The sequence below is a fragment of the Micromonospora sp. WMMD987 genome (assembly GCF_029581435.1).
In the GTDB taxonomy this organism is placed as follows: Bacteria; Actinomycetota; Actinomycetes; order Mycobacteriales; family Micromonosporaceae; genus Micromonospora; species Micromonospora rifamycinica.
On the sequence record NZ_CP120861.1, the window covers coordinates 2,798,860 to 2,822,414 of the forward strand.

Consider the following 23,555-nt stretch of genomic DNA (forward strand, 5'->3'; position numbering starts at 1 on the left):
TTCGCCTGGGATGCCGCATCTTGTCGCCTGCTTTCTGGATGGGGACTTCTGAGCCTCGCTATGTGCTTCGCCGCGCGGTCGCTGGGTTGTTCGGGCCTGGTGCCGGGGGTGTCGCGGGGCCGACCCGCGGACCGGCGTCACGGGTACGCCGAGCGGGCTCGTCAGAGCTCGGGATGTTCGAGGTGCAACGATGGCGGGCGGTTCCGCGATGGTGCCGGACGGCGGGCGTCCGGCACTTTTCCTATACGATCCGGTGGGGGCGTCAGCATGTCGCAGCGTGGTGACCGATGTCAACAGGTTCCCGGGCACGCCAGAGAGGACCGCACGTCACGATGGACGACGAAGCGATGACCGCCCGGGGCCGCCGGGCCGGGCCGGGCGGACCGCCGCCGGGAAGGTCCGGCGGCCGGCTCGCCGACGAGGTGTACGACACGCTGCTCGGACAGCTGATGTCGCTGCGGATCGAGCCGGGCTCCCGGGTCACGATCGACGTCCTGGCCCGCGAGCTGGGGGTCTCCCAGACCCCGATCCGGGACGCCCTCAACCGGATGGAGGCCGAAGGGCTGGTCGTACGGGTGCCGCACGCCGGTTACCGGATTCCCCCGCAGATCACCCGGCACCGCTTCGAGGACATGCTCGAGGTCCGCCTCCTGCTCGAACCGGCGGCGGCCCGCAGGTCCGCCGAACGCGCGTCCTCGGCGCAGGTGGCCGGTCTGCGCCGGATGCTGGAGGAGATGGCGGAGCTGGAGGGGGGCGCCGGACCCACGGCCTACGGCGCCTTCGGGCTCCGCGACGCCGCCTTCCACGACCTCGTCGCCCTGAGCGCGGAGAACCAGGTCGTCCGGGAGGCGCTCGCCCGCCTGCACAGCCACGTGCACCTCTTCCGGCTGCACCACGACACCCAGGTCACCCACCTGGCGATGGCCGAGCACGAGGAGGTGGTGGCCGCGATCGCCGCGCGTGACCCGGACGCCGCCGCCTACGCGATGCGGCGGCACATCCTGCGCTCCGGCGAGCGGTTCCGGCGGTTGTTCGACGAGGCCGAGAGCGGGGACACCGTGGCGGTCAAGGCTTGACGGGCGGGCGGGGCCGAGGAATGCTGGCTCCACCAGATCGGATCGGATCTGATCTACCCACCACCGCCCCCTGGATGCGAGGAGAAGCAGGTGCCCAGAGCACTGCTCCTGACCGGCGACGCCGCCGAGGAACTCGACACCATGTACCCCTACTACCGCGTCCAGGAAGGCGGCTGGGACGTCGACGTCTCGTCCCGGACGATGCGGGACGTGCAGCTCGTCATCCACGAGTTCGACCCCGACTCCGACGCCTACGTGGAGAAGAACGGCCGGAAGCTGCCGGTCGACGTGCCCTGGGCCGAGGTCGACGTCGAACGCTACGACGCCCTGATCATCCCCGGGGGACGTGCCCCGGAGTGGATCCGGGTCGACGCCGACGTCCGGCGGATCACCGAGCACTTCTTCGCGCGCAACCTCCCCATCGCGCTGGTCTGCCACGGCGCGCAGGTACCCGCGGTGTACGGGCTGCTGAAGGGCCGCCGGACGGCGTGCTTCCCGCCCATCACCGGTGACATGGAGAACGCGGGCGCGACGGTCGTCGACGCCCCCGACGTGGTGGACGGCAACCTCGTCTCCTGCCGGGGCTGGCCCGACATGCCGCAGTTCGGCAGGGCGATGATGGAGGTCTTCACGAAGTCCGTCGACCCCGCGTCGGCATGACCCGAGCCGGCCTGCCCCGGTGACGGAGCTGCGGACGGTCGACGTCGACGGCTCCCCCGTCCACGTCATGGTCAGCGGCGGGAGCGGTGCCGGACCCACGGTGCTGATGCTGCACGGCTCCGGACCCGGCACCACCGGGTCCGGCAGCTGGGCCGCGACGGCGCAGGCGCTCGGCGGGTCCTGGCACCTGGTGGCCCCCGACCAGGCCGGGTTCGGCCGCACCCCCGTCCCGGCCGGCTCCCGGGGTGGGCTCCGGCTGTGGACGGCGCAGGCGGCGGGCCTGATGGACGCCCTCGGAGCCGGGACCTACGCCGTGGTGGGTCACTCCATGGGTGGTGCCGTGGCGCTGGCCCTGGCGGCCGCGCGCCCCCGGCAGGTCACCCGGGTCGTGGCGGTCTCGACGATGGGTGCCCCCGGGGCGCCGCTCTCCGCCGACCTCGACGCGATCTGGGCCGCCCCCGCCGGCCCGGCCGGGGCCCGGGACATGCTCAGCCGCCTCGTCCTCGACCAGGCGCTCGTGACCGACCAGGCCGTCGCTGACCGGGCGGCGGCGATGCGGGCGGGGGCGGCCGCGTACGCGTCGTTGTTCCCGCCACCCCGGGCGCGCTGGGCCGACGACCTGGCCCTCCCGGCGCGGACGCTGGCCGCGGTCCGCGCGCCCGTGCTGCTCGTGCATGGCGCCGACGACCGGGTCACCCCGCTCGGGACGGCCGCCCAGCCCCTGCTCGCCCACCTGGCCGACGTCCGGCTGCACGTGCTCGGCCGGTGCGGGCACGTGCCGGCGGTCGAGCACCCGCACGAGTTCCGGCACCTGCTGTCGTGCTTCCTGCACGACGAACGTGCCCCTGACCGCCGCGTGACCACGGCACCGCCCCGGCCCCGGCCCCGGTGACGTCGGCACCGCCCCGGCCCGGCTGACGCCGACACCGACCCGGGGCCGGGTGTGGTGGGACACCGCTGCCGGGCGTGGCGGTGGCGGCGCACACCGCCCGGGGCACACTGGGGCAGTGGGAGGTCACGAGTTCGGTGCCGCGGTGCGCCAGTTGCGGGAGAGCACGGCCCCGGCGGCCGTCGGGCTACCGGTCGGCCGGCGGCGGGTGCGGGGGCTGCGGCGGGAGGAACTCGGCGAACTCGCGGGGATGTCCGCCGACTACGTACGCCGGCTGGAGCAGGGGCGCAGCCATCCGTCAGCCGGCGTGGTGAACGCCATCGCCCGCGCGCTGCGCGTCGGGCGGGCGGAGTACGAGCGGCTCTGCGCGCTGGCCGGGTACGCCGCCGTGGCCGGCCAGGTGCCGAACGAGATCGGACCGGGCGCCCTGGGCCTGCTGGAGCGGTTCCCGGACACGCCGATGTTCGTCTCCGACGCGGCGATGAACCTGGTCGCGGTGAACAGCGCGTTCCTGGCGCTGGGGCACTGGGAACCCACCGGCGGGCCGTGGGAGTGGAACATCGCGTGGCGGACGTTCTGTGACCCGTGCCGCGCGTTCCGACAGTCCGCGACCGAGGCGACCGTGCACGAGGCGGTCCTCGTCGCCCGCCTGCGGAGCACGCTGCTGCGCTATCCCGGTGACGTGTCGCTCGCCGCGCTGGTGGACGAGATGCGCAGCCGCAGCCGTCCGTTCGACACCCTGTGGCGCACGCCCCGACCGGTGACGACCTACGCGAGCAGCGCCGCGTTCCACCAGCCGGTGGGTGACCCCGTCACCCTCGTCGGCAGTCTGCTCGCCATCCCGGGCGACGACCTGGCGGCCCTGCTGCTCACCGCGGCGCCGGGCTCGACCGACGCGGCGCGGCTCGCGGAGATCGTCGGTGGCACCGGGGGACCGGCCGTCATCAGGGTGGGCCAGTCCGGCCCAGGCTGAGCACGCCGGATCCTGCGAGATTGGGTGACGCCTCCAGCGACGCGGATCCGGTGGCCGCCTCCGGGCGACGTCGGGAAAGCGGACTGGACGCCCGCGCACCCCCGGCGGTGTCACCGGGGCCGGCCCGGGGTCGGGACCGCTGCGGGTACGAGGCACACCGACGGCACTCACGGAAGCAGGTTCGACGATGAAGGCAGTGCGGTTCCACGAGTTCGGCGGTCCCGAGGTGCTGCGCCAGGACGACGTCGAGCGGCCCGTCCCCGGTGCCGGTCAGGTCCGGATCCGCGTCGCCGCGACGTCGTTCAACGGCGTCGACGCCAACATCCGTGCCGGTTTCATGCAGGGTCCGATCCCGGTCGTGCTGCCGCACACCCCCGGCATCGACGTCGCCGGCACGGTCGACGCGGTCGGCGCCGACGTGGACGACGTCGCGGTCGGCGACCGGGTGATCGGGTTCCTGCCGATGACGGACGCCGGAGCGGCTGCGGAGTACGTGACCGCACCGGCGGAGATCCTGACCGGGGCGCCCAGGAGCATCCCGCTGGCCGACGCGGCGGCGCTCCCGCTGGTGGGCCTGACCGCGTGGCAGGCGTTGTTCGACCACGGCAAGCTGGTCGCAGGCCAGCGGGTGCTGGTCAACGGTGCCGGTGGCGCGGTCGGCGGCTACGCCGTGCAACTGGCGAAGGAGGCCGGTGCCCGGGTGATCGCCACGGCCAGCCCGCGCAGCGCCGACCGGGTCGCCGCCGCCGGCGCCGACGAGGTGATCGACCACACCGCCACCGACGTGACGGCGACGCTGACCGAGCCGGTCGACCTGGTGCTCAACCTCGCGCCGGTCACCCCGGAACAGCTCGCCGCGCTGGTGACGCTGATCCGGGACGGCGGGACGCTGGTCAACACCACCGTCTGGATGCCCGCTCCCGCCGACGAGGAGCGCGGTGTGCGCGGCATCGACCTGTTCGTCCGCAGCGACGCCGACCAGCTCGCCGACCTGGCCGCCCGGGTGAACACCGGCGAGCTGCGCGTCGAGGTCGCCCGGCGGGTGCCGCTGGCCGACCTGCCGGCGCTGCACGCCGACGCGGCCGGGGGCGCGCTGCCCAGCGGCAAGGTCGTCGTCGTGGTGGCCGATGCCTGATCACCCGCCGACCCGTCCGACCACGCACCGAGGGAGCCGACCATGACCCTTCCCGCCGACGACCCGTCCCGCCCGCTGACCGTGGCGGACCCCGACGACCCCGGTACGACGTACGTCTCGCTGGTGGGCAACACCTACGGGATGCTGATCACCGGTGCGCAGACCGGCGGCCGGTACTGCCTGATCGACATGCGGGTGCCCGACGGGGGCGGTCCGCCGCCGCACCGGCACGACTTCGAGGAGATGTTCACCGTCCTCGACGGCGAGATCGAGTTCACCTTCCGGGGGGAACGGCACACCGTACGGGCCGGGTCCACCATCAACGTCCCGGCCAACGCGCCGCACCACTTCCGCAACGTCTCCGGCGCACCGGCCCGGATGCTGTGCATGTGCACCCCCGCCGGGCAGGACGAGTACTTCACCCGGATCGGCGACGTCGTGGCGGGCCGGGACGCGCCACCGCCGGTGCTGACCCCGGACGAGCTGGCGCAACGCCGTCGCCTTGCGGTGGAACTGGCCCCGGCGTACCGCTGCGAGTTCCTGTAGCGGGCACTCTGCCGGCGGGGTCGGCGTGGACGCGACGCTCACGGTCGCAGCGACGCGGCCGACCGACGGCTCGGGGCGCAGGCCAGCACCACGTCGGCCGCCCGGGCCACCCCGCCGGCCTCGCTCAGGCGGCGACCCAGTCGTTCCGCGCGGTCGCGGAACCCGTCGTCGTCGAGCAGCCGGCGCAGCCCGTCGACGATCTGGTCCACGTCGGCTCCGTCGACGGACAGGCCGACCCCCGCCTCGACCACCCGGGCCGCCAGGTCGTGACAGTCCATCCAGAAGGGCAGGATCAGCAGCGGTTTGCCGAACACCAGGCCCTCGTTGACCGCGTTGCCCCCGCCGTGCCCGAAGAACACCCGCACCCGGGGATGCGCCAGCAGGCCCAGCTGCGAGGGCACCCAGCCCACCACCTTCAGGTTGTCGGGCGGGGGGTCGGGCAGCGCGTCGGAGAAGGCCGAACCGGCCGCCCGGGACACCTTCCACAGCACGCCGACGTCCGGGTCGAGCCGGGTACACGCCGCCGCGACGGCGGCCACCAGTTCACGGGTCGGGCGCATGACCGTGCCGAACCCGATGTAGACCACCGAGCGGTACGACTCGAGCCAGGCGTCGATCCCGGCGTCCCCGGAGCCCGCGGTGGTGGCGCGCGGCATCAGGGTACCCACCATGTGCAGGTGGTCGGGGGCCGCCGGGAACCGGTACTCGAGCCCGAACACGGAGAAGGACAGGACGGCGGCGGCGGCGTCCGCGTACCGCGACGGCACGGCCGCCGCGTTGGCGATGCCGGCCCTTCTCCGTCGGCGTGTCGCGGCCAGCATGGGGAGCAGGTTGCGCGGGCGGGCGTACGTCGCCATCGCCCCCAGCCGGAACGCCACGTTCGCGAGCCGCTGGCGGCGGCTCATCCGGAGCGGGAGCCCGGAGAACGGTGTGGGGAAACTCCACGGCAGCCGGTCGAGGTACACCCCGCTGATCGGCACCGGCACGCTCAGCACGTACGGCACGCCGAGGGTGACGGCCGCGTCGATGGCCCACGGGGTGCACAGGTCGATGACGGCCACGTCCGGCCGGACCCGGGCGAACTCCGCGACGGCCCGGTCGTACTGCTGCGCGGTGTACTCGTGGTCGACGTTCTTGTCGAGGAAGGCCGCGAGGTTGCGCAGCCGTGACGGGGAGCTCATCGACGCGAGTGTCGCGTCGTCCCACCGGCTCGGATCCAACGCGGCCTTGTAGTGGCCGAGCGACACGAAGCGCACCCTGTCCGGCCCCGGTATCCGCTCGACGGCGTCGCGTCCCTCCTCGGTGGAGGCGAACCACAGCTCGGCGACGCCGCGTTCGTTCAGCTCCTGCGCGATCTCCAGCAGCGGCCTGATCAGCCCGGTGCTGGGCAGCGACGCCAGGAGTACCCGGACCGCCCGCTCGGGCGGTCCGGCGGGCGGGGGGATCTCGTCGGGCGCAACGTTCATCGGGCGTCTCCCACTCCGGCTTTCCGTAGCTGTGGTCGGGCGGACAGTGGCCGAGGCCGGGCGGACGGCGGGTGGACGGCGGCCGTGGTCGGGGGGTGGACCGTGCCCGCCGTCGCGGGCGCTCTACCGGGGCAGCACCGGGAGCAGACCGGCCATTCTCGACCCGTCCCGCCGGCCGAGGACCGATTCCCAGTGTTCGATCATCTCGTCGAGCAGCGCCTCGAAGGTGTACTCCGGCTCCCACCCGAACGTCGAGCGGAAGAGCGAGGAGTCACCCCGCAGATAGGTGAGTTCCGAGGGGCGCATGAACCTGGCGTCCTGCACCACGTAGTCCCGGTAGTCCATGCCGAGTCTGCCGAAGACGTGCTCGCAGAGTTCCCGGATGGAGTGCGTGTGGCCGGTGGCGATCACGTAGTCGCCGGGCACCTCGTGATTGACGATCATGTGCATCCCGCGTACGTAGTCCTTGGAGTGGCCCCAGTCCCGGTGCGAGTCGAGATTGCCGAGCACCAGTTTGTCGGCGAGCTTGTGCCTGATCTGGACGGCCGTCTTCACCACCTTGTTGGTGACGAAGTTCGACCCTCGCCGCGGGCTCTCGTGATTGAACAGGATGCCGTTGACCGCGAAGAGGTCGTAGCTTTTACGGTAGTTGCGGACCGCGTGGTAACCGAAGACCTTGGAGCACCCGTACGGACTGACCGGGTTCATGGGTGTCGTCTCGCGCTGGAAGCCGTCCGGGTCCACCGAGTTGCCGAACATCTCCGACGAGCTCGCCTGGTAGAAGCGCGCCTCCGGGGCGACCCTCCGGTAGACCTCGAGCAGGTTCAACAGCCCGGTGGCGTTCGCCTGGACGGTGAACTGCGGGATGTCGAAGCTGATCCGGACGTGACTCTGGGACGCCAGGTTGTAGATCTCGTCCGGCGCGGCCAGTCGCATGCAGCGTTCGAGCGACGCGCTGTCGAGCAGGTCCCCGTATTCGAGATGCAGGTCACCGAGCGAGCCGATCCGGGAGATCTGGTGTTCCGGCACGGAGTTGCGGCGGACGATGCCCCAGACCTCGTAGCCCTGGGCGAGCAGGAACTCCGACAGGTAACTGCCGTCCTGCCCGGCGATCCCGGTGATCAGAGCCCTCTTCATGATAATCCCTTCAGACCTGTCGCCGTCTACTCGGTGGAAGGCACTTCGCCGGCGACGATGAACCTGCCCCGGTACCCTTTTCCTCTCAATTTCCGGATGATGATGTCCTTCAGGTTCGCGGTCAGGACGAGCGCGTAGTCCGGCTGCCGGTCGAGCAGCTCCTCATCGGCGGTCACCGGGATCAGCGAACCGGGGGCGAGTTTCCCCTGCTTCAGCGCCGAGCCGTCGGTGATGTAGTCGAGCAGGTCCGGTCGGATGCCGCAGTAGTTGAGGATGGTGTTCCCCTTGGCGGACGCCCCGACCCCGGCGATCGTCGCCCCCTGCGACCTGAGGTCGTACAGCAGGGACACGAGCCGGCGCTTCGACTGCGCCAACCGGGCCGCCCAGTCCGTGTAGGTGTCGATCGAGTAGAGACCGGCGGCGGCCTCCTGCGCGAGCAGCCGCTCGACGTTGGGCGAGACCGGGCGGACGCCGGTCCGGCCGGCGTAGACGAGGATGGAGCCGCCCTGGGTCGTGGTCTCCTCCACATCGAAGATCTCCAGCCCGTAGCGGTCGAACAGCACCGTCAACGGTCGCAGGGAGTAGAACCGGAGATGCTCGTGATGGATGAGGTCGTACTGCATCCCGGTGATGACGTTCTGGAGATGGTGCGACTCGCTCACGAAGACGCCGTCCTCGGCCAGCAGTGTCACGACGCCGCCCATGAAGGCGTCCAGCTCCTTGATGTGCGCGAAGGCGTTCATCGTGGTGATCACCCTGGCCGGTTGCCAGGTCGCGAGGATGTGCTTGGCGGTGGCCTCGGTGAAGAAGTCGACGATGGTGGGCACGCCCTTCGCCGTCGCCCCGGCGGTGGCCGACGAGGGGTCCACACCGAGCACCCGGACCCGTCCGCCGTACTGTTCGAGCAGGGTGCCGTCGTTGCTGGCGAGATCGACCGCCAGGTCCTCGGTCCCGAGCTGGAAACGCTCGACCAGCGAGGCGGTGAGCCTGCCGAAATGCGGTTTCGAGGCGGGATTGGATTCCGTCGTGTAGACGAAGTCCCGGAAGAGGAGATCGGGATCGACCTGGTAGCCGATCTGGGCGAGCCAGCATTGTCCGCAGACGTAGAGATCCAGCGGGTAGACGGTGAACGGCTCGGTCGCCTCGGCCGGTGTCACGAAGACGTCCGGCAGGGCGTGGTGCCCGAGCGACACGACGTGTACGAGTTTCCTGCTGGAGCAGATCTGACAGTTCATCCGGCTGACCCTCTCGCCCCGTGTGGCTTCTCGATCCTGGCTTCATGTCATGGCCGACGACGGCCCGGCGCGCACCGCCCGGTCGCGCGGTGCGGACCCGTCGGTCGAGTGGCCCGCCGCTGGTCAGCCACACCCCGCTGACCCGGTGAAGAGCAGGTGGTGCTCCGGCCGGGTCACCCCGCGCACCGCGGCCCCCACCCGGCGGACAGCGCTGCGGAAGGGCATGAAGGTCCCCGGCCACCAATGCCGGTGGTCAGCGTCCGTCTGGTCATGTCGCCCATATTCATCGGGCGACGGCGAAAACCGGAACCCCTAACTGGGTGGGACAGCTAGGGGGACCGTTCAATCGCCGCAGTCAATTCTCGTGGGCGCGCTCCTCCGCGGCGGACTAAGGGCTTTTCTAGGGGTCACGCACATCGACCGACACCGTATTGTCGTTACCGCGAGGGTCGGCGGGACGACCATTGCGTCTCTTTCCACCGGCCCGGCCCCCGATACGGGTACGCCGGCCGTCCACCCCCCGGGACGGCCGGCGTACCGCGCCGGGGCGTGGCCCCGTAGACGTACGGCGGGGAAGATCCGGATGCCGGATCCCGCCGGGGGCGTCCGAGCGGCGGACGCTTCAGGCCCCGGCGAGGATGCGGGCCACGACGCCGTTCACGTCGTTGCGGTGGTCGTTGAGATAGAAGTGCCCACCCGGGAAGACGAGCACCTCCGCCGCCCCGGTGGTGTGCGAGCGCCACCGGTGGGCCTCGGCGAGCGACACCCGGGGGTCGGCGTCGCCGGTGAGCACGGTGATCGGCGCGCTCACCGCACCGTCGGACCGCCCCCGGTACGTCTCGATCGCCCGGTAGTCGGCCCGGACCGCCGGCAGGATCATGCGCAGGATGTCGTGGTCGCCGAGCATGTCGTCAGCGGTTCCGCTCAGCATGCGCAGCTCCGCCACGATGCCGTCGTCGTCGCGCAGGTGCACCTGTTCGACGCGGCACGTCGACGGCGCCCGTCGACCGGAGACGATGAGGTGCCGAGGGCCGACCCCGAGCTCCGCCTCCATCCGTAGCGCCACCTCGAAGGCCAGCGCCGCGCCCATGCTGTGGCCGAAGAAGGCGACGGGCCGGTCGGCCAGGCCACGGACCGCCTCGAAGATCCGGTCCGCCAGCTCGTGCAGATCGTCGACGCAGGCCTCGAACCGGCGGTCCTGCCGGCCGGGGTACTGCACCGGCAGCACCTCCACGGCCGGCGTCAGACTCCGCGACATCGGGAAGAAATAGGTGGCCGACCCGCCGGCGTGCGGGAGGCAGAAAAGCCGGATTCCCGCCTCGGGAGACTGGTGGAATCGACGAATCCAGAGGCTCTCTTCCTCGGTCATCAGACGCGCTTTCCGGTCGGCCGTCGTGTTTGCCGCATATTCCTATCGCGTTCCCCGTCGCGGTCGCCACCCCTAGAAGACACGTGCCTGCGCAGCTTAGGGGTGTTGCGCCGATCGGCACTGCTCGTACGTTTCCTGACAGCGGATTCTTCCCGTCGAATTGCATTTGCCCGAGGAGGCGTGTCCGTGCGCACACCAGATGTTTACATCGGCGGGATGGGCGCCTTCCTGCCGCCGACGGTGACCGTGCAGGAGGCGGTCGACGACGGCCGCTATCCGGCGGAGGACGTGGAGATCCACCAACTCGGGGGCGCCGCGGTCGCCGGTGACCTGCCGGCGCCGGAGATGGCCCTGCGCGCCGCCCAGCAGGCGGTCAAGCAGTTCGGCCGCCCGGCGACCGAGCTGAGTCTGATGATCTATGCCAGCACCTGGCACCAGGGACCGGACGGCTGGCTGCCGCACGCGTACCTGCAGCGCCACCTGACCGGGGGAGAGGTCCCCGCGGTCGAGATCCGCCAGGGGTGCAACGGCATGTTCAGCGCCATGATGCTCGCGGTCGGCCACCTGCGGGCGGACGACCGCCACCGGCACGCCCTGCTGGTCGCGGCGGACAACTACGGCACCCCGATGATGGACCGCTGGCGGATGAACCCGGGCACCGTGGCCGGCGACGCCGGTTCCGCCCTCGTGCTCACCAGGGATCCCGGCTTCGCCCAGCTGCTCGCGGTGTCGTCGGTGACCGTGCCCGAGGCCGAGGAACTGCACCGGGGCGGCGAGCCGCTGTTCCCGCCGACCGCCACGGTCGGCCGGTCGCTCAGCTTCGCCGGTCGCTTCCAGCAGCAGGTGATGGCCCGCAGCGCCGGGATGGCCGCGCTCGCCAGGGCGCAGGAACTCATGATCAGTACGGTGGCGGACACGGTCGCCGAGTGCGGCCTGGCGCTGTCCGACCTCGACCGGGTCGCGTTCATGAACTACTCCCGCGAGGTGGTGGAGCAGCGGTGCATGGCGCCGCTCGGCCTGCCGATGGCCAGGTCGTCGTGGGACTACGGCCGGACGATCGGCCACTGTGGGGCCAGCGACCACGTCCTGTCGCTCAAGCACCTCGTGGACACCGGGCAGCTGCTCCCGGGCCAGCACATGCTGCTGCTCGGCACCGGGCCGGGAATCAACCTGGCCTGTGCCGTGGTCAAGATCCTCCGCACGCCGGAGAGTGCCTGATGACGAAGGTCACCGACCCCCGGCCGGCCGCACCGGTCGCCGTCGTCGGCGTCGGCTGCCGCCTGCCCGGGGACGTGCACGGGCCGGAACAGTTCTGGGCCCTGCTCGGCGAGCAGCGCAGCACCGTCGGCGACGTCCCGTGGGAGCGGTGGGCGCCGTACGCCGCCCACGGCGCGGAGTTCACCTCCGCCACCAGGCGGGCCATCGCCCGCGGCAACTTCATCACCGGCATCGAGGAGTTCGACACCGAGTTCTTCGGCATCACGCCGCGTGAGGCCGAACTCATGGACCCCCAGCAGCGGATCCTGCTCGAAGTCACCTGGGAGGCGCTGGAGCACGCCGGGATCGTGCCGCGTTCCCTGGCCGGCACCGACGCCGGCGTCTTCGTCGGCCTGTGCAGCGGTGACTACGGCAGCCGGTTGCTGGAGGACCTGCCCGGCATCGAGGCGTGGACCGGCATCGGCGCGGCCAGCTGCGGAACCGCCAACCGGATCTCGCACGTCCTCGACCTGCGGGGACCGAGCATCGCGGTGGACACGGCCTGCTCCGCCTCGCTCGTGGCGGTACACCTGGCCTGCCAGAGCCTGCGCCTCGCCGAGAGCACCGTGGCCATCGCGGCGGGCGTCAACCTGATCGCCTCCCCCGGACAGTCGCTGACCCTCGGCGCGGCCGGCGCGCTCGCGCCCGACGGCCGCTCGAAGCCGTTCGACGCCAGCGCGGACGGCTACGGCCGCGGCGAGGGATGCGGCGTCGTCGTCCTCAAGCTGCTCGCCGACGCCGAGCGCGACGGCGACCGGGTGCTCGCGGTGGTCCGGGGCAGCGCCGTGAACCAGGACGGCCACACCAACGGCATCATGGCCCCGTGCGGCGCGGCGCAGGAGCACGTGATGGTCCGCGCCTGCGCGCAGGCCGGCATCGACCCGGCCACCGTCGACTACGTCGAGGCGCACGGCACCGGCACGCGCCTCGGCGACCCGATGGAGGCGGGCGCGGTCAGCGCCGTCTTCGGCGCGGGGCGTGCCGACGACGAGCCCTGCCTGGTCGGGTCCGTGAAGTCCAACATCGGCCACCTGGAGGGCGCCGCGGGCGTGGCCAGCGTCATCAAGACCACGCTGGCCCTGCGACACGCGGTGGTGCCGGCCAGCCTGCTGCCCACCGGACCCAACCCGGAGATCGCGTGGGCCGACTCGGGGCTGCGCCTCGCGGAGTCGGCCGAGCCGTGGCCGCGCCGGCCGCACCCGCGCCGCGCCGGTGTCTCCGGCTTCGGCTACGGCGGCACGGTCGCGCACATCGTCATGGAGCAGGCACCGGAGACCGTCGTCGAGCCGGAGCACCGCGACGACGACGAGGTGCGGCTCTATCCGCTGTCGGCGGCCGGCGGCGCGGCGTTGCGGCAGGCCGCGGCCGAGTTGGCCGAACACGTCGACAGCCGCACCGACGTGCCGCTCGACGCGGTCGGGCGAACCCTGGCCCGGCACCGTACGCACCAGTCCCACCGGGCGGGCATCGTCGCCGGTGGCCGGGCGGAACTGGTCACCGGCCTGCGCCTGCTGGCCGCGGACCGGCCGGCCGACGGGGTCGTCACCGGTGTCGTCCGACCGGGACAGGCCCCACGGCGGCGACTCGTCTGGGTCTTCTCCGGGCACGGCTCGCACTGGAGCGGCATGGGGCGGGAGCTGCTGGCGACCGAGCCCGCGTTCGCCAGGGTCATCGACGTCCTCGATCCGGTGTTCGCCGCCGAGAGTGGATTCACCGCCCGGGAGCTGATCCGCAGCGGCACCTTCGAGACGGTCGACCGCATCCAGCCGATGATCTTCGCGATGCAGGTGGGTCTGGCGGCCCTGTGGCGCAGCCGGGGCGTCACCCCGGACGCCGTCATCGGCCACTCGATGGGCGAGGTCGCCGCCGCCGTCACCTGTGGCCTGCTGAGCGTCGAGGAGGGGGCGCGGGTCTCGTGCTGGCGCTCGCGCCTGCTCACCCGGGCCGAGGGCCGGGGCGACATGGTGATGGTCTCCCTGTCGTTCGACCAGGCCGCAGAGCGGCTCGCCGGGCGGGCCGACCTGTCACCGGCGATCGCCGCGTCACCGGTGTCGACCGTGCTCGCCGGTGACCTGCCCGCGGTGCAGGAGGTGCTCGACACCTGGCCGTCCGAGGGCATCGAGGCCCGCCGGGTCTCGGCCCGCATCGCCTTCCACAGCCCGCACATGGATCCCCTCCTGGAGGAGCTGACGCAGCTGTGCGCGGGGCTGCGCCCCGGCCGGCCGACGATACCGATGTACTCCACGGCGCTGCCCGACCCGCGCGCCGTCCCGTCCAGCGACGGCCCGTACTGGGCGACCAACCTGCGTCAGCCGGTGCGGCTCGCGGCCGCCGTCGGCGCCGCCGCCGCCGACGGCTTCGACGCCTTCCTCGAGGTGTCCGCGCACCCGCTGATCGCCCACTCGGTGGGCGAGACGCTGGCCGAGCAGGGCATGGACGAGGCGTTCACCGGCATCTCGCTGCGTCGCAACCGCCCGGAGGCACGGACCTACCTCGCGGCGGTGGCGGCGGCGCACTGCGCCGGCATCGACGTCGACTGGTCGAGCCTGCAACCCGGCGGCTTCCTGACCGACCTGCCCACCACCGCCTGGCAGCGACGGCGACTGTGGCGTGAGACCAGCGACGGAACGCAGACCCGGCAGCGTGGCCACGACGTCGAGAGCTACACCCTGCTGGGCACCAGGCAGACCATCGCGGGCAGCCCGACGGTGGTGTGGCGCACCGGGCTCGACGACGACAACCGGCCGTACCCGGGCAGCCACGCGCTCAACGGCGTCGAGATCGTCCCCGCCTCGGTGCTGGTGAGCACCTTCATGGCGGCCGGGGCGGACGCCGCGGGACGGCCCGCGCACCTCGGCGGCCTGGTGATGCGTCAGCCGCTGATCACCAACGACCACCGGGAACTCCAGGTGGTCCGCGACGGCGGCGCGCTGCGGCTCGCGTCGCGGTCGCCGGCCGGCGACACCTGGCTGGTCAACGCCCAGGCCGAGATCGCGACGGACATCGACGTCGACGGCGGCCCGATCGGACCGGACGTCGGCGACGACGCCGGGTTCGCCGACCCGGGGCTGGTCCGGGAACGCCTGGCGGCCGTGGGCGTGCCGGCCACCGGCTTCGAGTGGACCGTGCAACGGCTGCGGCGCGGCACCGGGGTGCTCGTCGCGGAGGTGAAGGCGCCACACGGCCGTACGGGCGTCGGAAGCTGGGCGGTCGCCTTCGACGCGGTCATGTCCATCGCCCCGGCGGTGTTCCCCGGAGCCCCGCTGCTGCGGATGGCCGTCGACACCGACCTGATCGCGGTCGACGGCGACGCACCGGAAACGGTGACGGTCACCGTGCTGCTCGCGGACGAGCGCCTCGGCCTCACCCACGCGGTCGTGACCGACCCGACCGGCCGGCGCATCGCGCGGGTCGACGGCCTGCGCTACACCGAGATCGGCGAGACGGCACCGGCGACCGATGCGCGGCGCGCGGTGCACGCGACCGTGTGGCGGCCGCCGGACGGCACCGCCGCACGTCCCGCGGCCCGGACCGCCGTCCTGGTCGGTTCCGGGCTGGCCGGGCTCGCCGACGGGCTCTCGGCCGTGGGCGTCACGTGTCACACGGCGACCGACGCGGCCGGTGTCGACGCCCTCGGCCCCCACCTCGACGCGACGGCCGAGGTGCTGGTGAGCCTGGTCGACCACGTCCGCCCGGTGAGCGTGGCCACCGGGCTCGCGCAGCGGGAACTCGACGCCGTGGCCGAGGCCCTCTGCCGGCTGCCGCAGGAGCGCCGCCCCCGGCTCTGGTGCCTGACCTCCGGTGTCCGGGACAGCAGTCACTCGGCACACGTCCGGCAGGCGCCCCTGTGGGGCCTGGTCCGCGGCCTGCGGGCCGGACGTCCCGGCCTGCGGGTGGCCGCCGTCGACCTCGGTCCGACGTGGGACGGGTCGGCGGCGGAGGCGTTCCTGGCGGCGCTGGACCGGGCGGCGGACGAGGACGTGCTCGCGCTCGACGCCGACGGGCCGGCGGTGCCGCGACTCACCCGGGTGGACCTCGACGGCACCGGCGCACCACCCCCGGTACGCGCCGACGGCACGTACGCCGTCGTCGGGGCCTTCACCCCGGCCGGGACCGCCGCCGCGCACTGGCTGGCCGGGCTCGGCGTCGGGCGGCTGGTCCTGCTCGACGACACGGCGCTGCCTCCCCGCGCGCAGTGGGACTCCACCGGGGACCTCGGTGCGGAGATCGCCGTCGTCCGTGCCCTGGAGGGGCGCGGTGTCGCGGTCTTCACCGCCACGGTCGACGCGGCCGTCTGGGCCCGCACCGGCAGCCTCGTGCCCGAGGTGTGGGACCTCCCACCGGTACGCGGTGTGGTGTACGCGGCGCCGGACACCCCCGCCCCGGACGTCCGGGCGGCCCTCGCGGTGATCGACTCCCTGCACGCGGCCCACCCGCCGCAGGCCCTCGACTTCCTGCTCTTCACGGTGCCGCTGGAGGCCCGGGTGTGGCCCGAACCCGGCGACGCGAGGGCGGCCGTCGCCCCGTACGTCGACTCGCTCACCGCGCACCGGGTGGCGAGCGGCTGCCGGGGGACCTGGAGCATCGGCTGGCCGACCGGCGACCTGCCGGGCACCGCCGCGGTGGATCCGGGCCTGGTGTTCGAGGCGGTCGGACACGCGTTCGGCCATGGCCCCGGCGCGTACACGGTGGTCAGCCCGACGTCCGGGGACGAACCGCGACCACCGCTGCTCGCGGCCCTGACCGCCGACGAGGGCCCGGCCGCCGACGGCCCGGCCGACGCCGCCGACCCCGGGGCCGGCAACCTCGACGGCCTCCCGCCGGACGAGCTGCACCGGGTCGTCGCCGACGAGACCGACCGGCTGATCGCCGGCGAGATGCGGCTGGCGGCCGGCGAACTCGACCGGCGGCGGCCCCTCGTCGAGCAGGGCATGGACTCGGTCATGACGGTGGTCGTCCGTCGACGGCTGCAACGGCGTTTCGGCCACGACCTGCCCACCACGCTGCTCTGGCAGCAGCCGACGGTGACCGCCATCGCGGGGTTCATCACCGAGCTGCTGCTCGCCGCGCGCCCCGGATCCGGGGACGGCGAGATCCTGGCGAAGGGAGCCTGACGTGGGCGACGACGGTACCCGGGGCCGGCTGCTGTTCACCAGCCTGCCCAGCGCGGGACTGATCAATCCGCTGCTGGCGATCGCCCAGGAGCTGGTGCGACGCGACGTGGACCTCTGGTTCGCCTGCACCGACGAACGGGCGGCGGAGATCCGCCGGGTCGGCGGGGCCGGCGGCGGGACCGTGCGGTTCGTCTCGCTCGGCCGCTACCGCCCCCACCTCTGGCCGGCCAACTGGGACCAGGAGACCCTGCGGGCGATGACCACCGGTCGGCGGGTACGCGACTTCGCGGCGTTCATGGACACGAACGTCGACCACGGGTACACCGAGGAGCTGTACCGCAGGGCGCTGGCCGCCATCGACGAGGTCCGGCCCGACCTGATCGTGGCCGACTCGTGCACCGGCTGGGCCATCGACGCCGCGATGAAGCGGAACGTCCCGTACGTCCTGACGATCGCCGTGCCGGTCAGCAGCTTCTACGTGGACACGCTGCCGTGGAGCTACCCGACGCCGGGGTCGGGGCTGCCGGCCCGGATGTCGCCCCGGCAGCGGGTCGAGAACGTGCTCTTCCGGCTGGGCACCCGGGCGGTCCTGGCCAGTCCCCGGCGGCTGCGCCCCTCGCTGGCGGCGCTGCGCCGCCGCCGGGACGAGGGACTGCCGAACGCGGCGGGTCTCCCGTCGCACTACGCCCGCGCCGCGGCCGACGTGCTCGGCTGCTCGGTGTTCGGGCTGGAGTACCCGTTCCCGGCCGCGTCGCCGAACCTGCACATGGTGGGCGCGGTGCTGCCCGGCGACTCCGGCCAGGTCACCGCGGATCCGTCCCTGGACGCCTGGCTGGACGCCCACCCGTCGATCGTCTACATCGGGTTCGGGACCTTCATGCGTCCCTCGGCGGGTCAGGTGGCCGCGCTGGTCGAGGCGGCCCGCCGGCTCGGTCCCCGGCACCACGTGCTGTGGAAACTCGACGAGACCCGGCAACGGATGTTGCCCGCCAACCTGCCGCCGAACCTGCGGGTCGAGGCGTGGCTGCCCTCCCAGCTGGCCGTCCTGGCGCACCCGCACGTGCGGGTGTTCTTCAACCACGGTGGCGGCAACGCGTTCCACGAGGGGCTGGTGCACGGCAAACCGTTGCTGGTCATGCCGTTCTGGATGGACTGCAACGACTTCGCCGCCCGCGCGGCCGACAGCGGCGCCGGGCTCGTGGTGCGCAACGTCGACACGCCGGACATCGACGACATCGTCTCCAAGATCACCGAGCTGGTGACGGATCCGGCGTACCGGCGACGCGCCGAGTACTGGGCCGGCGAGCTGCGCTCCGCGGGCGGCAGCGCCGCCGCGGCGGACCTCATCCAGCGCCGGCTGGGCCTGCTCGGCACGACGGCCGACGCCGCACCCGCAGACCGAACCCCACCGAGCTGACCACGCAGGAGGAACCGTGTCGCGCCGAGCATTGATCACCGGCATCACCGGCCAGGACGGGTCGTACCTGGCCGAGCATCTGCTGGAGCAGGGGTACGAGGTCTGGGGCCTGGTCCGGGGCCAGGCGAATCCGCGCCGGTCACGGGTCAGCCGCCTGGTGCACGATCTGCGTTTCGTAGAGGGGGACCTGCTCGACCAGAGCAGCCTGATCGCCGCCATCGACCGGGTCCAGCCCGACGAGGTCTACAACCTGGGCGCGATCTCGTACGTGCCGCTCTCCTGGCAGCAGGCGGAGCTGACCGGTGAGGTCACCGGCCTCGGTGTGCTGCGCATGCTGGAGGCGCTGCGGGTGGTGTCGGGCGTCGGCTCGTCGGGCACACTCTCCCGGCAGGTCCGCTTCTACCAGGCGTCGTCGTCGGAGATGTTCGGCGAGGTTGCCGAGACCCCCCAGTCCGAGAGCACCGTCTTCCACCCGCGTAGCCCGTACGGCGTCGCCAAGGCCTACGGGCACTTCATCACCCGCAACTACCGGGAGTCGTTCGGGATGTACGCCGTCTCGGGCATCCTGTTCAACCACGAGTCGCCGCGCCGGGGCCTGGAGTTCGTCACCCGGAAGATCTCGCACACGGTTGCCAAGATCAAACTCGGCATGGCCGGTGAGCTCAAACTCGGCAACCTCGACGCCCGGCGCGACTGGGGCTTCGCCGGTGACTACGTGAGCGCCATGCACCTGATGCTCCAGCAGGACGAGCCGCGCGACTACGTGGTCGGCACCGGCGTCGTGCACTCGGTGCGCGACGCGGTCCGGATCGCCTTCGGCGCGGTCGGCCTGGACTGGTCGCGGTACGTGGTGGTCGACGAGGAGTTCGTCCGCCCGGCGGAGGTCGAGACGCTGTGCGCCGACCCCACCCGGGCTCGGGAGGAACTCGGCTGGCAGCCGAAGCTGAAGTTCGAGGAGCTGATGACGATGATGGTCGAGGCGGACCTGGCCCACCTCACCCACGCCCAGAAGTACGACGAGTACTCCGCGCACGTCGACTGGTGACGGTGCCCGCACGGTGACGGCCGGCCCGGGAGGGACCGGCCGGCACCGTGCGGGCACCGGCAACGCGGTGCCCCGGGCGTCAGCCCGCCGACGGCCGGCTCTGCTCGCCGGGCTGAACCGGCTGCGCCCCACCGGGTACCCGACCCGGCCCGCCGGGACCGTGCCCGTCCGGACCGTGGCCGTCCGGACCCTGCCCGTCCGGACCCTGCCCGTCGGTTCCGTGGCGGTCCGCCTGCCCGCCCGGACCCTGATCGCCGGGACCGGGCCCGCCCGGACCCTGATCGCCCGCGCGTCGCGGTCCGGGCGGCATGCCGAACTGCGACGCCAGTGGACGGTTCCTGAGCAGCGCCACGGTCAGCAGGATGAGCACCGCCACGGGTACGGTGAGGGCGAAGATGTCGCCGGTCGCGACCGCGTAGGCCTGGGCGATGACGGCGCGGACCGGCTCCGGCAGGGATCCCAGGTCCGGAAGGCTCCCGCCGGCGTCGCCGGTGCCGCCGCCCTGCGGCGACCGGGACTCGATCACCGACCGGACCCGGTGGGCGAGCACGGCGCCGAGGACGGTGACCCCGACCGAGCCGCCCAGGCTCCGGAAGAACGACAACGTCGACGTCGCCACCCCGAGCTGCCGCATGTCCACCGAACTCTGCGCGACCAGGACCAGATTCTGCATCAGGCTTCCGACACCGAGCCCGAGCACGACGACCGCCGCCACGAACCACCCGAGGCCGGAGTTCTCGTCGACCATGGCGAGCATGACCGCGCCGCCGCCGGTCAGCACGGCACCGGTCACGAGGACCGCCTTCCACTGGCCGGTGGAGGTGATGAGGTGTCCCGCCACCGTGGACGCGACCACGACGCCCAACGCCAGGGGAAGACTCAGCAGGCCGGTCTGGCCGGGTGACAGGCCCTGAGCCAGTTGCAGGTAGGGCGGGACGAAGACGGACGCGCCGAACAGCACGACACCGACGAGCATGCTGGCGAGGGTGGTGAGGACGATCGTCCGGTTGCGGAACAGGCTCAGCGGCAGGATGGGCTCGGGACTGCGCGCCTCGACCAGGACGGTCAGCCCGAGGGCCACCACACCGACGGTCACCAGCACGACGGTCCACCCCGAGCGCCAGGCGAACACGTCACCGGCCAGCGAACACCAGACGAGCAGGGCGCTGGCGGCGACGACGATGAGGGCGGCGCCCAGGTAGTCGACGTGCACCTGCCGGCGCGTCGTGGGCAGGTGGAAGGTCCGCTGCAGGACGATCATGGACAGCAGCGCGAAGGGTGCGCCGAAGAAGAAGCACAGCCGCCAGCCGAAGCCGGGCACCTCGGCCAGGGCCCCGCCCAGCGGCGGGCCGACGATGGTCCCGACGGCGAAGACCGCGCCGAACAGGCCCATGTACTTGCCGCGCTCGCGGGGCGGGACGATCACCGCCATCACGACCGGCACCATCGCGGTGAGCCCGCCGGCCCCGACGCCCTGCGCGACCCGGCTCACGATGAGCACCCCGATCGAGCCGGCGGCCCCCGCGACGAGCGACCCGATCAGGAAGAGCCCGAGAGAGGCCTGGAGCAGCCACTTCTTGTGGTAGAGGTCGGCGAGCTTGCCCCACAGGGGGACCGAGACGGTCATGGCCAGCAGTTCCGCCGTGACGATCCAGGTGTACGCCGACTGCGAGCCCCCGAGCTGCGTCACGATGCTCGGCAGCGCCACCGTGACCACGGTCGGTGCCAGGACCGCGACGAACATCCCGAGCAGCAGCCCGTTGACGGTCATCATGACGCTCTTCGCCGGCACGGGCTGCTGTCCCGGTGCGGTGGGTGATTCCGGCACGGTGCTCATCGCGCTCCTTCGTCCGCTCGATCGTGGGCTGCCCCGACGGTGCAGTCCGTGGTGTCGCGGTCGCCCAGTTGCCGCAGCACGGCCGGCAGATCGCCGCGGTGCAGCACGCCGAGCCGCCTGGTGGTGCGGGTCAGGGCGACGTAGAGGTCGCTCAGGCCGCGTCGGGACTCGCTGACGATGCCGGCGGGGTCGACGACCAGCACCGAGTCGAACTCGAGTCCCTTGGCCTGCCGGACGTCGAGCACCACGACGCCCGCGCCGAGGGAGACGCCGTCGCCGACGACCACCTCCGCCGTCGTCCCGTCCCGGATGGCGTCACCGAGCGGGTGGACCAGCTCGGTCGGCGTGATCACGGCGACCTGCCCGCCGCCGACCGCCGCGCACTCCGCGCGGACCGCCTCGGGCACGGCCAGCCGGTAGCTCTCGACCTGCCCGCGCCACGGGGTGATGCCGGAGGTACGGGCCGAGCGGGGCGGCTTGAGCTCGGGGCTGATCGCGGCCAGCACGTCGGCGGCGACGGCCATGACCTCGGCCGGCGTCCGGTAGTTGACGGTCAGCTCGGTCATCCGCCACCGGTCCGCGACGTACGGCGCGAAGACGTCGCCCCACGTGGTGGTTCCGCTCGGGTCGCTGGTCTGCGCGACGTCGCCGACCACGGTCATCGAGCGGCTCGGGCTGCGACGCATGAGCAGCCGCCACACCATCGGGGACAGCTCCTGCGCCTCGTCCACCACGATGTGTCCGAACGCCCAGGTGCGGTCGGTGGCGGCCCGCTCGGAGACCGACAGGTAGCCGTCGTCGTCGTGCCGGTCGGCCAGCGTCGACGCGTCGATCAGGGCGGTGGCCTGGAGGACCTCCTCGTCGATCTCGTCCTCCTCGTAGTTGAGGATCTGCAGCACGCCCTGGGCGTACTCCAGGTCGGCCCGCCACTGCGCGGCCTCCCGCGCCCGCTCGGCCCGGTCGTCCCAGCCGAGCAGCTCCGCGGCCTCGTCGAGCAGCGGTACGTCGCCCGGGGTCCACGGTGCCGACGGGTCACGCCGCAGCAGCTCCCGCTCGGCCGGAGCGAGGTCCGGGGTGGCCGCCTCGATCCGTTCCGGCGAGGCGTAGAGGTCGGCCAGGAGCTGCTCCGGCGTGAGGATCGGCCACAGCTCGTGCAGGGCCCGGTGCACCTCCGGCGACCTGCCCAGGTCGAACCGGATCTGTTTGATGTCCTCGTCCGCCAGCAGGTGGCGGCCGATGAGTGAGGCGACCTGGTTGGTCAGTGCCTCGATGATCTCGCGGACGAAGTACGGCCGGGCCTCGTTGTGCGGGCGCAGCGTGTCGCGGGCCAGCCGTTTCGCGTTCGCGGTGAGCTTGTGGGTGAGCCGCAGCCGGTCGCCCTCGAAGAGCACCTCCTTGACCGGGGGGGTCTCCTGGCGGTCGTAGACGGCGTTCGCCATGACCTGCACCATCGAGATGCGACCCTTGATCTCGGCCACCTCGTCCGGCTCGCTGCCGGTGGCGACCACGCCCGGGTAGAGGTCGCCGACCATGCAGAGCAGCGCGCCGGTCTCGCCCAGCGACGGCAGGACCTGGCTGATGTAGCGCAGGAACGTCGCGTTGGGGCCGAGGATCAGCGCCCCGCGCTTCTCGAGCCGCTCCCGGTGCGCGTAGAGCAGGTACGCCACCCGGTGCAGCGCGACGGCCGTCTTGCCGGTGCCGGGGCCGCCCTGCACGACCAGCACGCCGTTGATGTCGGCCCGGATGATCTCGTCCTGTTCGGCCTGGATGGTGGCGACGATGTCCTGCATCCGGCCGGTGCGGTGGGCGGTGAGCGCGGCCATCAGCGCGGCCTCGTTGGTCAGCGAGGTGGTGCTGTCCGGCGGGGCGCTCTCGACGTCGAGGATCTCGTCGTCGACGCCGGTGACCGTACGGCCCTTCATCCGTAGTTGCCGGCGTCGGCGCACACCCTCCCGGGTGATCGCGTTGGCCAGGTAGTACGGTCGGGCGGCGGGGGCCCGCCAGTCCATGAGCAGCGACGACTGGTCGTCCTCGTCGACCAGCCCGATGCGGCCGACGTAGCGACGCTCACCGTCGTCCATGTCCAGCCGGCCGAAGCACAGCCGCTCGTCGATGCCCTGCAACTGCCGGATCCGCTCCCGGTACAGGGTGGCGGAGGCGTCCCGCTCGGCGCGGGCCGACGGGTTGCTCGCGTTGTCGAGCTGGGTCCGGGTCAGCCGCTGCGTGGCGACGTCGCGCAGCTTGTCGACGTGGCGGTAGAGCATCGCCACGTAGCGGCGCTCGTCCTCTAGCGTGTCGTTGGCGGAAGCGGCGAACGCTTCCGAGGGAACTGTTGACAACAGCGCCACCCCATGGTAGGATTTAAAGCACAGGACTTTTGTGCTTCGTCCACATGCTAC

The 23,555-nt window shown here is 72.5% G+C and carries 16 protein-coding genes; 10 read left to right on the forward strand and 6 right to left on the reverse strand.

What is annotated here, in order from left to right:
• Positions 1–332: 332 nt before the first annotated feature.
• The 6 genes from O7612_RS11980 (at position 333) to O7612_RS12005 (ending at position 5,279) form a co-directional block, all read left to right on the forward strand.
• Positions 333–1,076, forward strand: a complete 744-nt coding sequence (locus O7612_RS11980; RefSeq protein ID WP_282273105.1) for a GntR family transcriptional regulator — start codon at positions 333–335, stop codon at positions 1,074–1,076.
• A 90-nt stretch (positions 1,077–1,166) separates the two neighbouring features.
• Positions 1,167–1,736, forward strand: coding sequence for a DJ-1/PfpI family protein (locus O7612_RS11985; protein WP_067304207.1), 570 nt, complete (start codon positions 1,167–1,169; stop codon positions 1,734–1,736).
• A 19-nt stretch (positions 1,737–1,755) separates the two neighbouring features.
• Positions 1,756–2,628, forward strand: a complete 873-nt coding sequence (locus tag O7612_RS11990; protein WP_282273108.1) for an alpha/beta hydrolase — start codon at positions 1,756–1,758, stop codon at positions 2,626–2,628.
• A 115-nt stretch (positions 2,629–2,743) separates the two neighbouring features.
• On the forward strand, positions 2,744–3,598 hold the full coding sequence (locus O7612_RS11995; protein WP_282273110.1) for a helix-turn-helix transcriptional regulator: 855 nt from the start codon (positions 2,744–2,746) through the stop codon (positions 3,596–3,598).
• A gap of 187 nt (positions 3,599–3,785) precedes the next feature.
• The gene (locus O7612_RS12000) at positions 3,786–4,733 is read left to right on the forward strand and encodes an NADP-dependent oxidoreductase (RefSeq protein ID WP_282273112.1); all 948 of its coding nucleotides are present in this window, start codon (positions 3,786–3,788) and stop codon (positions 4,731–4,733) included.
• A gap of 42 nt (positions 4,734–4,775) precedes the next feature.
• A complete protein-coding gene (locus O7612_RS12005; protein ID WP_282273114.1) occupies positions 4,776–5,279 on the forward strand; it encodes a cupin domain-containing protein in 504 nt (167 codons plus the stop codon).
• Positions 5,280–5,317: 38 nt separating this feature from the next.
• On the opposite strand, the gene O7612_RS12010 is transcribed toward O7612_RS12005, so the two are convergent.
• The 4 genes from O7612_RS12010 to O7612_RS12025 form a co-directional block, all read right to left on the reverse strand.
• Positions 5,318–6,745, reverse strand: coding sequence for a glycosyltransferase (locus O7612_RS12010; protein WP_282273115.1), 1,428 nt, complete (start codon positions 6,743–6,745; stop codon positions 5,318–5,320).
• A gap of 123 nt (positions 6,746–6,868) precedes the next feature.
• Positions 6,869–7,882, reverse strand: coding sequence for a GDP-mannose 4,6-dehydratase (locus tag O7612_RS12015; RefSeq protein ID WP_282273117.1), 1,014 nt, complete (start codon positions 7,880–7,882; stop codon positions 6,869–6,871).
• A 26-nt stretch (positions 7,883–7,908) separates the two neighbouring features.
• Complete coding sequence (locus O7612_RS12020) at positions 7,909–9,117, reverse strand: class I SAM-dependent methyltransferase (RefSeq protein WP_282273118.1); 1,209 nt, start codon at positions 9,115–9,117, stop codon at positions 7,909–7,911.
• A 622-nt stretch (positions 9,118–9,739) separates the two neighbouring features.
• The gene (locus O7612_RS12025; protein ID WP_282273120.1) at positions 9,740–10,486 is read right to left on the reverse strand and encodes an alpha/beta fold hydrolase; all 747 of its coding nucleotides are present in this window, start codon (positions 10,484–10,486) and stop codon (positions 9,740–9,742) included.
• 186 nt (positions 10,487–10,672) lie between these two features.
• Here O7612_RS12025 and O7612_RS12030 point away from each other — a divergent pair, with 186 nt between their 5' ends.
• The 4 genes from O7612_RS12030 to O7612_RS12045 are packed head-to-tail and all read left to right on the forward strand — an operon-like array spanning position 10,673 to position 19,319.
• Positions 10,673–11,704 carry a ketoacyl-ACP synthase III family protein gene (locus tag O7612_RS12030; protein ID WP_282273122.1) on the forward strand — a complete coding sequence of 344 codons (1,032 nt, stop codon included), beginning with the start codon at positions 10,673–10,675 and terminating at the stop codon, positions 11,702–11,704.
• Positions 11,704–16,857 carry a type I polyketide synthase gene (locus tag O7612_RS12035; protein WP_282273123.1) on the forward strand — a complete coding sequence of 1,718 codons (5,154 nt, stop codon included), beginning with the start codon at positions 11,704–11,706 and terminating at the stop codon, positions 16,855–16,857. Before O7612_RS12030 ends, O7612_RS12035 begins: the two co-directional genes overlap by 1 nt.
• A gap of 1 nt (position 16,858) precedes the next feature.
• A complete protein-coding gene (locus O7612_RS12040; protein ID WP_282273126.1) occupies positions 16,859–18,274 on the forward strand; it encodes a glycosyltransferase in 1,416 nt (471 codons plus the stop codon).
• A gap of 16 nt (positions 18,275–18,290) precedes the next feature.
• Positions 18,291–19,319 (forward strand): GDP-mannose 4,6-dehydratase, encoded by a 1,029-nt coding sequence (locus tag O7612_RS12045; protein WP_282273128.1) that lies wholly within the window; start codon positions 18,291–18,293, stop codon positions 19,317–19,319.
• A gap of 79 nt (positions 19,320–19,398) precedes the next feature.
• Here the strand turns inward: O7612_RS12045 and O7612_RS12050 are convergent, their stop codons facing one another.
• A complete protein-coding gene (locus tag O7612_RS12050; RefSeq protein WP_282273129.1) occupies positions 19,399–21,156 on the reverse strand; it encodes an MDR family MFS transporter in 1,758 nt (585 codons plus the stop codon).
• Positions 21,153–23,504 carry a UvrD-helicase domain-containing protein gene (locus O7612_RS12055; protein WP_282273130.1) on the reverse strand — a complete coding sequence of 784 codons (2,352 nt, stop codon included), beginning with the start codon at positions 23,502–23,504 and terminating at the stop codon, positions 21,153–21,155. Before O7612_RS12055 ends, O7612_RS12050 begins: the two co-directional genes overlap by 4 nt.
• Between the last annotated feature and the right edge of the window lie 51 nt (positions 23,505–23,555).

What these genes read in the sequence shown, in the direction of transcription:
- O7612_RS11980 (WP_282273105.1), top strand. Translation starts at nt 333, where the DNA reads ATGGACGACGAAGCGATGACCGCCCGGGGCCGCCGGGCCGGGCCGGGC.
- O7612_RS12000 (WP_282273112.1), top strand. Translation starts at nt 3,786, where the DNA reads ATGAAGGCAGTGCGGTTCCACGAGTTCGGCGGTCCCGAGGTGCTGCGC.
- O7612_RS12005 (WP_282273114.1), top strand. Translation starts at nt 4,776, where the DNA reads ATGACCCTTCCCGCCGACGACCCGTCCCGCCCGCTGACCGTGGCGGAC.
- O7612_RS12010 (WP_282273115.1), bottom strand. Translation starts at nt 6,745, where the DNA reads ATGAACGTTGCGCCCGACGAGATCCCCCCGCCCGCCGGACCGCCCGAG.
- O7612_RS12015 (WP_282273117.1), bottom strand. Translation starts at nt 7,882, where the DNA reads ATGAAGAGGGCTCTGATCACCGGGATCGCCGGGCAGGACGGCAGTTAC.
- O7612_RS12020 (WP_282273118.1), bottom strand. Translation starts at nt 9,117, where the DNA reads ATGAACTGTCAGATCTGCTCCAGCAGGAAACTCGTACACGTCGTGTCG.
- O7612_RS12025 (WP_282273120.1), bottom strand. Translation starts at nt 10,486, where the DNA reads ATGACCGAGGAAGAGAGCCTCTGGATTCGTCGATTCCACCAGTCTCCC.
- O7612_RS12035 (WP_282273123.1), top strand. Translation starts at nt 11,704, where the DNA reads ATGACGAAGGTCACCGACCCCCGGCCGGCCGCACCGGTCGCCGTCGTC.
- O7612_RS12050 (WP_282273129.1), bottom strand. Translation starts at nt 21,156, where the DNA reads ATGAGCACCGTGCCGGAATCACCCACCGCACCGGGACAGCAGCCCGTG.